The following is a 13,149-nucleotide window of genomic DNA, read 5'->3' on the forward strand; positions in this document are numbered from 1 at the left end:
GTTATATCATGCACATTTGTGCACGAATGAGGTGGAAAATTGAAACGCAAACTAGGTTATTTAACCGCAAAAAGGGGTTTAGATATTAGCGTATCTTTGGCGGCGATGATTTTATTGTCACCAGTGTTTGCTATTATTGCCTTAATTATTATTAAAGATAAAAAAACAAGTAATGTCATTTATGCACAAGAGCGTGTTGGTCAGTACGGAAAACGTTTTAAAATATATAAATTTCAATCTATGGTTGATAATGCCGATAAAATATTAAAACAAGATGCTGAATTGTATTCTAAATTTGTGGCTAGTGGTTATAAGCTACCAACGGCTGAGGATCCTAGAATTACAAAATTTGGCGCTTTTCTACGTAAAACATCTTTAGACGAATTACCACAATTTTGGAATACTTTAAATGGTACAATGAGTATTATCGGGCCACGTCCGGTTGTAGAAGATGAGTTGATAGAATATGGTAAAGATATTGATAAGTTTCTATCTGTAAAGCCTGGTGTATTTGGTTTATGGCAAGCAAGTGGACGAAGTAATATTGAATACCCTGAAAGAGCACAAATGGAATTAGATTACGTTGATCGTGCAAATTTGCGCTTTGACTTTTATATTTTATTTAAAACAATAATTGCAATTTTTAAGCGTGATGGGGCATTTTAATTTTGAGGAGAGAAAGATGAGTTTTTCGTTAATAGATTTAGTAAAAAGACTATTAAAAAATAGTTGGTGGATTATCGTTCTAGGTGTTGTCATTGGCGCATCGCTTTACACTTATGCAAAACATTCTGTTTTAACAGCTTATACTGCTGAAAGATATGTTATTGTATCAAAAGATAATACTGATGCTAAAGATCCAAATTCAAGAGTACAAGCAGATCAGATGTTGATCAACACGTATAAAAAAATTGCTAATGATGCAGCCATTGTATCTACTGCAAAGACATTGTCTGCAGTACCAGTCACTAAAAAAGAAATTATTAACGCCATAACAGTGTCACAACCAGATCAAACTCTAATGATGCGCTTTAGTGCCTCAGCGGCGACTGCTAAAAAATCGGTTGCGATTGCAAATGCATATGCCAAAGCTTTTACTACGGAGGGGAAAAAATTATACCCTGATATGGCTAATCCTGTACTGTTATCTTCAGCGAAAAAAGCTGATGTTTTATCAGGGACAATATATAGCCCTAAGAAACTAGCCATATTCGGATTTGCATTTGGCATCACATTAGGCGCTTTCATTATATTGCTTACGGGTATTTTTCAAAACTATAAGCGGTTGATGACTAAAACAACAAAGTGAGGCAGTATTGTGACAGCTTTTTTGCTACCAATCACGTTTTTTTCTAAAACATATTCATATAGCTTTGCTGAAACAACAGTGATGCTCGCTTTTCCAATATTTGCACTTTTGCTATTGTTGCAATTATATCGTTACCCGTCACGTCTCATAAAAATTATTCCTAGCGCGCAATCTTTTTTGCTAGCGGGATTTTTTTTGGTTATGCAATTCCTAGCAATGTTTTTGAGTTATCAACATTCAGGAGATTCAATCCAAACTACTGGAATTATTCGTTCTGTTATCTTTTTATTTGGCTGGATGATGACTGTATATATGTCTTGGGCATTAATCACTGTTACAGTAACTAATTATCATGAAGAACGACTTTTCATTAAAAGTGGTCTTATTGGGCTAATAGTGTATATGATAATTGTTTTAGTGCCGCAACTGCTAGTGACACTCAATAATTTTTCCATACGACCTTATGTTAACACTATTGCACATTTATTTGAGAGACATTGGATGGGGCGAGATTTTTATGTGGGTGGTAGTTATGCCGTAACTAACTATCGACTAAATGGTTTTGAACCTGAAGCTGCGTTTCTAGCTAATCTCTTGGGGGTCGTTTATTTACCAATTATTTTAGGAATAGCAATTACAAAGCAGCAATTCTGGCATTTTAAAAAACATTTTGCTCTGGAAAAAATAGTCACTTGGGGACTTATTGTTTCAATTTTAATGTTTTTAGTACTTGCTCGAACGACTACAGGCTTGATTACACTGGTAGTTGCTGCTGTTCTTTGGTTTTTATGGAGTAAACGAGACGATAAAATTATTTTAATTATATTTGGTATAATTGCAATTAGTGGTATTGCAATTGGCTACTTTTTTGTACAACCAATCCATGATATATTTTATAATTTCTTATTTAACAAGCAGGGAACATCTAATAGACTTGGTGGTACGATTGCATTAGTATTAACATTTTTATCTCATCCTATTTTTGGTGTGGGTTATGGTTTCACAGGTTATTTCATCATGGATTATGTACCAAAATCTACGACGTATAATCCAGAATTTCAGCAAGTTTACAGACACATTGGATATCCTATTCTAAGTGATGGTATTGGATGGTTTGCGACTTATGGATTAATTATCATGATACCAGCCTTGTGGATGTTAGCTCGTTTAATCATACGTTCACTAGTTCTACAACATGAGTTGAAGATACGTCAATCAGAAAACTGGCAGTGGTATTTAGGCATTCAAATTAGTTTTATTATTATGATTATTCTAGTCGCAGTATCATCGTTATTTGTTATTCAAATATTCCTATGGCCATATTTACTGATGTTCTTCTTTTATAGACAAACACTAATTAATCAGGAAAAGGAGCTAACATTGTGACTATATTTATCGCAACACATAAACCTTATAAAATGCCTCAAAGTGATAACTATCAACCAATTTTCGTTGGTGCGGCACAACATGAGAGTATACCGATAGGATACCAATCTGATGCATCTGGTAAAAACATATCTAAAAAAAATCCTAACTTTAATGAATTAACGGCATTATACTGGATAAAATATAATACGAATGACGCGATTATTGGGTTATGTCACTATCGCCGGTACTTGGGAATCCAAAAAGGACACACATTATCAGACATACTTAACGAGAGGCAAATTACAGAACTTCTAAAGACAGCTGATATTATTTTACCTAAAAAACGAAATTATTATATTGAAAACCAACGTGATCACTATTTACATGCACATGTAGCAGAACCCTATAATGTCATGAAACAAGTTATTGCCACACAATATCCAGATTATTTACCTGCATTTGAAAAAATGGAACAATCAACTTCAGCCCATTTATTTAATATGTTTATTATGCCTAGAAAATATTTTGATGAATATACGAATTTTATATTTGACGTTCTAGGTAAAGTGGAGGAAAATATCGACATAAATCAACTTGAAGGCCAGGAAAAAAGAGTATATGGTTTCCTAAGTGAACGCCTGATGGATACTTGGGTTAATACAAAAAAACTTAGTGTGGCAGAGTGTCCTGTGATAGAATTAGAGCGGACAAACTGGTTAGATAAAGGGTATAATTTTCTAAAAAGAAAGTTTTTTCCAAATTCAAATAAAAAGGTACATTTCTAATGACAAATAAATTCAATACAAAAAATTATGATTACTTAATTGTTGGGGCAGGACCATTTGGCATGATTTTTGCTTACGAGGCTGCAAAGCGGGGTAAAAAGTCTCTTGTGGTTGAAAAACGTCCCTATATTGGTGGAAACACGCATACACATACAGAACATGGCATTACTGTCCATGATTTTGGTGCGCATATTTTCCATACGGATAATAAAGAGGTTTGGGACTATATTCGTAAATTTGCAGAATTTAATGGTTACCAAAACCAAGTTGTTGCTAACTATAAAGGCACACTTTATAATTTGCCATTTAATATGAATACTTTCTATCAGATGTGGGGTACTAAAACACCTGATGAAGCACATGCAAAAATTGAAGAGCAGAAGCAACTTGCATTAAAAGATCTTGGGGATCGCCAACCACGCAACTTAGAAGAACAAGCAATTTCATTGATTGGAACAGATATTTATAACAAACTCATTAAAGGTTATACGGAAAAGCAATGGGGTCGGAAGGCTACTGAATTACCAGCTTTTATTATTAAGCGATTGCCAGTTAGATTTATTTATGATAACAATTATTTCAATCATCGTTACCAAGGTATTCCTGTAGGCGGTTACACTCAAATTTTTGAAAATATGGTGGAACGCTCTAATGGATTAGTTGACGTATTAACTGATACAGACTTTTTTGATCACAAAGAAACGTTATTATCGGAGTTCCCACGAGTTTTGTATACTGGTATGATTGACCAATTCTTTGATTATAAATTTGGTGAACTGGAATATCGTTCATTACGTTTTGAACATGAAGTCATTGATTCAGATAATTATCAAGGTAATGCTGTCATTAATTATACAGATTCAGAGACGCCATATACTCGTGTTATGGAATGGAAACATCTTGACGGATTGTCTGATGATGGCAAAACAATTATTACCAAAGAATACCCACAAGAATGGGACCGCTCTAAAGAAGCTTATTATCCAGTTAATAACGATAAAAATACACAAATTTATAAAGAATATGCTACAGAAGCTCGCAAAAGTCACCCCGAAATTATTTTTGGTGGTCGTCTAGGAAAGTACCGTTATTTTGATATGGATCAGGTCTTTAATGACGCCTTTAATACAGTACGTCAAGAATTTGGTATTGATCAAAAATTTAATTTTGCACACGATGAAGTAAATTAAGTTTATGCCCGAAAGGGCGTACATAAAATATGAGGGGAAATCATAATGGAAACTAAATTTCAGGATAATATAAAAAAAGATATATTATCATTAGTTGTGCCTGTTCATAATGAAGAAGAGACAATTGACATATTTTACAGTACAATTGAGAGTCTTTCGTCTAAAGTTAATGCTGAGATACATTATCATTTTATTGATGATGGTTCAACGGACAGGACTTTGTCGATTTTACGTAAACTATCTGAAGATGACAAAAATGTGCACTATATTAGTTTTTCTCGCAACTTTGGAAAAGAAGCAGGGCTCTATGCTGGATTACAGCAAGCGGATGGGGATTATGTAGCAGTGATGGATGTTGATTTACAGGATCCACCTGAACTACTACCTGAAATGCTAAAAGAGGTTCAAGACGGGGAATATGATGCTGTTGGGACTCGTAGAGCAAATCGTAAAGGGGAAGCGAAGCTTCGTTCATGGTTTTCTGAACAATTTTATACATGGATGAATAAAATTAGCCAAACACAACTTGTTGATGGAGCGCGAGATTATCGTGTTATGACTCGACAGATGGTGGAGGCTATATTATCTTTGAGTGAAAATCAGCGATTTAGTAAAGGAATTTTTACTTGGGTCGGCTTTAAGACAAAATATATTCCTTTTGAAAATCGAGAACGTGTTGCTGGACAAACATCTTGGTCATTTTGGGCTTTAATGAAGTATGCAATTGAAGGAATCGTTTCATTTTCAACTGTACCATTGACAGTTATAACTATACTTGGGTTGGCGTCATTCATTATGTCATTATTAAGTGCAGCATTTATTGTTATCAGAGCTTTGATTGATAATAATAGTGTAGCTGGGTGGCCTTCAATGGTTACGATCATGTTATTTATTGGTGGCATACAGTTACTAAGCCTAGGAGTCATAGGTCGTTATATGGCTGCTGTATTTTTAGAAACCAAAAAGCGGCCAATTTACATTAAAAAAGAGGAAAGCTAGGATAAGAGTATGGATAAATTAGCTGTGTTGATACCAGCATACAACGAGAGTCAAACCATTGTTAAGGTAGTAAATGATGTATTAGAAGTAACGAAAAACATTTCTGGTTCTGTGGTATATGTTTATGATAATAATTCAAAAGATAATACTGCTGAATTAGCTGCCGATGCTGGTGCAGTAGTTCGTCATGAATATGCACAAGGTAAGGGTGCTGTTATTAGAAGGATGTTTCGTGAAATAGACGCAGAAGTATATATTATGATTGATGCTGATGACACTTATCCAGTTCAAGCGATTCCGGATATGTATAAAAAAATTGTTGATAAAAAGGTAGATATGGTTGTTGGGGATCGATTATCTTCAACTTACTTTGAGGAAAATACGCGCCCTTTCCATAATGTAGGTAATACTCTAGTGCGTGGTCTTATTAATACATTATTTAAAACGAGCATCAAAGATATTTTAACAGGATACCGAGCTTTTAGTTATCAGTTTGTTAAGACCTTTCCAGTGCTATCTAGAGGATTTGAAATTGAAACTGAAATGTCTATTCATGCTACTGAGTTTAAAATGCTAGTTGAAAATCAGGTTATTGAATATCGTGATCGTCCAGAGGGGTCAGAGTCAAAGCTCGACACATATGGTGATGGATTTCGTGTATTAAAGACAGTTATTAATTTGTATCGCATATATCATCCTTTTGCTTTCTTTGGTATATCAGCGGCGTTTGTCTCAGTTATATCTTTGTTATTATTTATTTTCCGTGTTTTCGTTCCATACTACCAAACCGGTAGGGTGGATAATATGCCTACTTTGGTTGTCACTATGATTTTGTTTAGTGTCGCTGTAACCGCTTTTTTTGCCGGTGCAATTCTCAATGCTATTCAATCGAGTAATAAGCGTAATTTTGAATTGAATTTGATAGATGCCAATGAAAAGACTAAAAAATAATCTAATGAATAAAAAAAGTATAGACTATATATTATATTTTTTAAGTTATATAGCAATTGCTATTTCCTACCCAACAGCAATTGAGCCTACTTTAGCTGGTAGAATTTATGCTCGTTTTTCTATATCTGCTTATGAAAGTTTGTTTGGTGTGTGTATTATTATTTTGATAATTATCTTTCATCGAAGAAGTAATTTGAATTTATATAATAAAAATTACTGGCCTTATTGGACATTTGGTTTAGTTGTATCAATTTTCTATGTGTTAACTCTTTCGGTGTCTCGAGTTTCTTCTGAGCATATAACATATGTGCCTAGCTTGATTGGAAAAGTTAACTTGTTGATAACATTTTTAGCTGTATGTGGGTATACATTTATTTTTACCAATTTTAGCATTTTGCTAGGACAGGTAATTGATAAATTAAAGGTGAGAAAATTTCAGGTTCGTTTTTGGTATGTATTTGTTGTTTTAATGCTGATATGGGGGATTCAAATCTTTCCGTTGTTTCCAGGAATGGTTTCTTGGGATGGTTATAGGCAATTTTTGGAATTTTTCCATACGCATATAAACGATTTGAATTTTACCTATTATCCAACTAATCATCATCCGTGGGCGTCAACACTAATTTTTGGAAGTATATTTTCAATTGGTCAAAAAATTGGAGGCCCTAATGTTGGTCTATTTTTAATAGTCTTGATACAAATGATTGTTTCTTCAATCATTTATACTAAGGTCGTTCAATTTATTGGTCAAAATTGGGGTAAAAAAGCAGCATTTGTTACATTTCTATTCTATGCTTCACCATTTGTCGCATTTTGGCAAGTAACTATTGAAAAAACACCATTATTTTTAGCGTTTACAATTTGGTTTGTTATGAATTATTCTAAGATTTTAATGGATAATTTAAAATCCGATTCACCATTTTCTTTGTATGTTCAGCTGACAGTCTCAGGTATTTTCATGTCACTGTTTAGAAATGATGGCAGTTATGTTGTTATTTTGTCGTTATTGACATTATTAATTATTGAAATTAGTCGAAAGAAAATTATTCCTCGTCAATTAATTACATGCCTGCTTGTATTTTTAGCTGTTTATCTTGGTTGGAATAAAGTAGCTCTTCCTGCAATGAATGTTGTTTCAGGGTCAACATCTGAAGTGATTAGTTTGCCAATGCGTCAGGTGTCGGCAGTAGTACTTACAAATCCTGAATCATTCAGTAAGCAAGAATTGGCAACAATTAATAAAATAACGCCAATCAAAGAAATTCCAATGCATTTTGATATTAATAATGCAGATAACCTAAAATCACTGTATCCTGTGGATTCATTTCTCAGAAGTGCTTATGAAATTGAACAACTTAAAGCTGGCAAAATTAAAAAAATAGCTACGCCGGCAATCAAAAAAGAAACCAAGCAGTATTTGCTGATTTGGGTAAAACAATTTTTTAAACATCCAAAGACTTATGTTATCACATTTTTTGCAGCAAACAGTTCGTTCTTGAATCCTATTATTGATAAATATCCTGATTCAAGAGGTATTATGTATGGCAATGAGTATATGAAGACCAATACATTTTTACAGCCTAGTTGGTATAATCAGGTACACTATTGGTTCTCAGACACTACGAGAAAATATATTAAGTGGCCCAACACAATTTTTGCACTACCACTATTTAGAACTGTATTTCAACCGGCATTTAGTTTGTGGGCAGTACTATTTGCTTTCGCCTATTGTTTATATAAAAAAAGCTATTTGGCGCTCGTTTTTATCCCCATTGGATTACTTGCAGCAGTACCGTTGTTATCTCCAGTAAACGGTATGGAAAGATATATGCTTCCTGCTATTTATACGTTACCGTTATTATTAGTAGTTATTGTTAATGTACGTAAGGGGAGCAAAAAAAATGAAAGACAAATATAAAGATTGGGTAGCAGTTGTTGGTATAGCAGTCACAACTGCTATTTTGTTTAATGCATTATTTTTTGTATCTATCAAATTACCTTGGGATGCATATTATCATCTATCTCGTGTTGCTAATTTAAGACAAGGATGGAATGCATTTTTATATCCGCAAAATTTTACTACTTTAGGACAGTATGGATTATCAACAAATATTTTTTATCCAGCACTGACGTTGCAAGTAGTTCAAAATTTCATTTTTCACACTAGTTCCGTCCTCCAAGCCTTTAAAATTAGTATGATTTTAACGACATGTGTGTCAGGAGTATCAGTGTATATTATTTTACGACGCCAAAGTACTTTAAAGAGGAGAATTATATTTCTCTTCAGTGTTTTTTGGTTAAGTACAATCGGCGTTACAGCGCTAGCTTCTGGTAACTTGGCAGAATCTGTAGCGTATATTGGTATTCCGTGGCTAAGTTATGGATTATATTTGGTTACTGCAGATGCAAAAAATAATCTTCGAAAAATTGTTATAAATATTGCTGTGGGATTAAGTATCGCAGCATACTCACACATAATGACATTTTTTATTTTGTCCATCATTACTGCAGTTTATTTATTGATTTTATTTTTTAAAACAAAAAATAAAATTACAATTTTTAAAATAATCTTATTTGGTGGTTTAACAACATTCATTTCTACTGCAGCAGCTCTTATACCAATAATAGTAATTCAAGTGCTTAATGTTGTTAAAAAACCAGTAGTTAGTGCCGGAGGATTTGCTTACAACGTAAAAGATATTAGTCAACTTCTGTTAAACCCAAGTGATAGTCCAGACACTTGGTTACCACTTTTTATTGTAATTATTTGTATCATTACTAGTGTACGAAAGCCTAAGTTGGGTGTAGTGTTGGGTCTAATTACAATGCTAGTGGGCACTAATTTTGTTCCTTGGACCTATTATTTACAGCATAGTCCAATAACGTTTATACAGTTCGCGACAAGATTTATTAAACCAAGTATAGCGTTTGCCTTAATGTTTACTTTGTTAGATATAGAATCTATTCGAAAAAATATTAAGAACAGCAGTATAACTTATCGGGCGTTAATGATGTATGTTCTATTGACATTCACTGTTATGACTGGTGTGATAAGAAATAATTGGTTTTCGAATGGTAACTCTCAATTATGGACAATAAATCAGTTAAAAGAATATACAACGACCTATGACGATTCACATGATGGCTATGGGTATCCAGGAGATATGACGTTTGGCCATGGAATAAGTAACAATCAACGATTTTGGTATTTAAAAAATTATACGGATTATATTCCAAAAGATGCCTTATCCAATCCAAATAGTGTAAGCACGTTTATTGGATCAGATAAGTTAGGGCTATTACTTACTAAACATCAAATTATAGATAGCAATGGTAAAATATACAATACGAATAGTTATAAAACTACGTTGAAGTCTATTACAATGTATAGTAGTCAAACAATTGCTAAGAACACAATCGTTGAATTACCTGTTGTAGGATATAAGGGGCTGCGAGTTGATGTAGCGATCAATAATAAGAAACAACACTATACAATTAAAAATGGAAAAATATCGGTAAAATTGGTACATTCATTAAGAAATGAAGATAGAATTAAAATTAAACAATATATACCACTTTGGATATTATTGCTTAATGTCATATCTATAACTACGTTAATTGTGTTAATAATGTCAAATAAAAAAAACTGAAGACACATCATTTAATTTAGTATCACAAAATGTTTTGATTTTACGGTATAATTGAATTTATATTGTGGGGAGGATAGTGCACAGCGCTGTTCTCTTTTTTAGAATGGAAAATAGAATGAATATACAGTATAAAGTATTTAAATTTTTACGGCTTAATTTTTTGTTTCTTTGGTTATCCATGATATCAGTTTATGTTATTCAAATCGGTGTCATGTTTACTGATCCAAGTTATGGTACAGGTGATTGGGGACATAATGTTTGGACTAATGGTATCCAATTTATCGTGAATCAAACGACATCAGCCGGTATCAATGTATTAATTTTAATGATTATGATGTGGATTATTACATTAATTAGTAATCGAATACCAGTAACAATTATTATGATGACAATTTTGACGGCTGTAGCTAGTGTTGCTGAATATCAATTAATAAATGTTAGACAAGAAGCAATCACTGAAGCAAGTTTACAAGAAGTAACAGCTATTGGTAATTTGATAAGTATGTTAGACATTAAATTAATAGTTGCTTTTGTAATTATCTTGTTTATTACTGCTATGTTGTTATTTATCATTTATCGACGCAGCAAATGGATAGTTTTCAAATCTATTCGTTGGCGCGCGATTTTGATGATTTTATCGATGATACTATTAATACCTTTTCTGCAAATTAATTCTGATCAAAATAAAGCAACTTTTACCAAACTGGGTGACGATCCAAAGGTATGGGATTCACTTTATGATGCTGTTTCTAATGGTGGTATAGTGGCATTATTGAATTCAAGAACAACGGATGCTATGGTGGAACCTAAAAACTATAGTCAGTCCACTATGAGCAAACTAGCCAAAAAATATAATAATACAGCCAATGAAATCAATAAAACTAGGAAGAATACAAATTTTAAAAAACAAACTGTTATTTATACGCTCAGTGAGTCGTTAACCAAGCCTAGTTATGTACCAGGGTTGACCATCAGTGATAATCCCTTGAAAAATTTAAATAATATTATGAACAGTACAAGTTCAGGACACATGATTTCTTCAGGATATGGGGGTGGAACCGCAGGAATCGAATATTCAACATTAACTGGATTCAATATTACATCTTATAAACCAACAATAACGATGCCGTATTCACAATTAACAAGCAGTATCAATGAGCAGTCAACAGTTACTGGTCAGTTTGATAAAAAAATAGTAGTTCATCCTTATGTTGGATCCTTCTATAATCGGCGCGCTGTGTATAAAAATATGGGAATAGATTATTTTTATACAACAGATAGTGATACACCTGTTGAATATACAGCTAGTGTTGATGATGGTAATCATGCTAGTGATACTTCAGCTTATAAGAATGTTTTGACTAAAATTAGTAAAGGAACAGATAGTCAATTTATTCAATTATTAACGATGCAAAATCATACACCATGGACTTTTTCTGGACGCGACTATAATGTAATTGAGCCAACAGATTCAACTGTTGATTTTGATACGATAGAATCTTATTTACAAGGGTTACATTATACAGATAATGCAACACAGAAGTTTATTAATCAATTAAATAAATTAAAACGTCCCGTTACACTTGTTTGGTACGGGGATCATTGGCCAGGTATTTTTAGCTTTGTCAATACTTCGACAAATGCATTATCTGCGCATTCCACACCTTATTTTATTTGGCAAAACGAAGCAGCTAAAAAAGCAAATGGCACAGTAGATGTGTCCGAAAAATATGCTGATCCATCAGATTTTACAGCAATGATGCTAAAAATGAATAATATGAAAGTTGATTCTTACTGGGCTTTGAAAACTAAATTACTTGAGACCGTTCCAGTAATTAATAATTATAAACGTAATGATAATGGTAAATTGTCTTTTATAGATAAAAATGGAAAAATCATTGATGAGAAGACATTGACAACTGATCAACAGCAGTTAATAAAGGATTTTAAATTAGTACAATATGACATCACAACAGGCAAGAACTACTTATTAAAGACAAAATTTTTTCAGAAGGTGAAATAAAATGATAAAAAAATATTTAAGTGCCTTCTTAATGGTCTTAGTCTCCTTAGTTGGTGTGATATATTTAACAAAAGTACACGGGGATTTATCTGCTTATCATGGCTTGGGTAAATTAGTGAGTTATTTTTCCTGGTCACTACTGTTGGTGGGAGTATCTAAATTAATGATACTAGAAAATAAAAAACCTGTTGATATTTTTAACTATTATTTATTGATATCGACGATTTTAGCAATTATTGGTTTTTTAATTACTTTACAAATCATATCTATTCAAAAACCATTTCAATTTGCACAGGGTAATTGGTGGGACGCTATATCCGCTGGTGCATTGGGAAATGAAGGTAATTTGAATACACCAATAGGTGAAATTTGGACAAATTATCCTATCGGTTGGTTTCTGATGATGGCACCTATTGCTTTATATTTTGCTAGTATTATACAAAATAAAATATTGAACAAGTTTGTTTTATTCGGTACTGCAGTGATTTTGATGATTTTACCCCAATATATTGGGGTGATTATTGATTTACCTTTCAGCCTAAATGCAGCTTTTATTGGTACCGGAGTACTGTTATTAGATCGTATAGTTATTATTAATTCATCTAAAATGCGCATCATTTGGATTTTATTAGGTGGTCTAATAATTGTTATTGCTGCTAAATTAAGTGGTGTGTATTTTAGTTATGGTCGAGCAGATAATATTTTTGTCTCTAGTTTGGGTTTGATTGCTGCAATAAAACTCATTGAATTCTTATTAGATTTTCTTCCAATTCCTGTAAAATGGAATATGTCTAAAAAAATTTTTTTCTACACGACAATTGCTTTTTTGGTTATACTAACATTAGTCGTGAATTTAACAACATTTTTGAATTAA

General features: G+C 32.8%; 11 protein-coding genes. All 11 read left to right on the forward strand.

Annotated elements, in window-relative coordinates; all coding sequences use genetic code 11:
* Positions 1-39 precede the first annotated feature (39 nt).
* The 11 genes from ESZ47_RS00650 (at position 40) to ESZ47_RS00700 (ending at position 13,149) form a co-directional block, all read left to right on the forward strand.
* Positions 40-666 (forward strand): sugar transferase, encoded by a 627-nt coding sequence (locus ESZ47_RS00650; RefSeq protein ID WP_148603838.1) that lies wholly within the window; start codon positions 40-42, stop codon positions 664-666.
* Between the two features lie 16 nt (positions 667-682).
* Entirely contained in the window at positions 683-1,309 is a 627-nt protein-coding gene (locus ESZ47_RS00655) for a YveK family protein (protein ID WP_148603840.1), read from the forward strand.
* A gap of 201 nt (positions 1,310-1,510) precedes the next feature.
* Positions 1,511-2,695 (forward strand): O-antigen ligase family protein, encoded by a 1,185-nt coding sequence (locus tag ESZ47_RS00660; protein ID WP_244307530.1) that lies wholly within the window; start codon positions 1,511-1,513, stop codon positions 2,693-2,695.
* On the forward strand, positions 2,692-3,462 hold the full coding sequence (locus ESZ47_RS00665; protein WP_148603844.1) for a DUF4422 domain-containing protein: 771 nt from the start codon (positions 2,692-2,694) through the stop codon (positions 3,460-3,462). Before ESZ47_RS00660 ends, ESZ47_RS00665 begins: the two co-directional genes overlap by 4 nt.
* Complete coding sequence (gene glf / locus ESZ47_RS00670; protein ID WP_148603846.1) at positions 3,462-4,652, forward strand: UDP-galactopyranose mutase; 1,191 nt, start codon at positions 3,462-3,464, stop codon at positions 4,650-4,652. Before ESZ47_RS00665 ends, glf begins: the two co-directional genes overlap by 1 nt.
* A 45-nt stretch (positions 4,653-4,697) precedes the next feature.
* Positions 4,698-5,651: a glycosyltransferase family 2 protein gene (locus ESZ47_RS00675; RefSeq protein ID WP_148603848.1), complete on the forward strand. Its 954-nt coding sequence runs from the start codon at positions 4,698-4,700 to the stop codon at positions 5,649-5,651.
* Positions 5,652-5,660: 9 nt separating this feature from the next.
* The gene (locus ESZ47_RS00680) at positions 5,661-6,602 is read left to right on the forward strand and encodes a glycosyltransferase family 2 protein (protein WP_148603850.1); all 942 of its coding nucleotides are present in this window, start codon (positions 5,661-5,663) and stop codon (positions 6,600-6,602) included.
* Positions 6,603-6,606: 4 nt separating this feature from the next.
* Complete coding sequence (locus ESZ47_RS00685) at positions 6,607-8,520, forward strand: DUF6020 family protein (RefSeq protein WP_244307531.1); 1,914 nt, start codon at positions 6,607-6,609, stop codon at positions 8,518-8,520.
* The gene (locus ESZ47_RS00690; protein WP_148603854.1) at positions 8,504-10,252 is read left to right on the forward strand and encodes a glycosyltransferase family protein; all 1,749 of its coding nucleotides are present in this window, start codon (positions 8,504-8,506) and stop codon (positions 10,250-10,252) included. The genes ESZ47_RS00685 and ESZ47_RS00690 overlap by 17 nt, the downstream gene beginning before the upstream one ends.
* Positions 10,253-10,367: 115 nt before the next feature.
* A complete protein-coding gene (locus tag ESZ47_RS00695) occupies positions 10,368-12,275 on the forward strand; it encodes an LTA synthase family protein (RefSeq protein WP_148605688.1) in 1,908 nt (635 codons plus the stop codon).
* 1 nt (position 12,276) lies between these two features.
* Positions 12,277-13,149: a fucose 4-O-acetylase gene (locus ESZ47_RS00700; protein WP_148603856.1), complete on the forward strand. Its 873-nt coding sequence runs from the start codon at positions 12,277-12,279 to the stop codon at positions 13,147-13,149.

Source organism: Leuconostoc litchii (assembly GCF_008107645.1).
In the GTDB taxonomy this organism is placed as follows: Bacteria; Bacillota; Bacilli; order Lactobacillales; family Lactobacillaceae; genus Leuconostoc; species Leuconostoc litchii.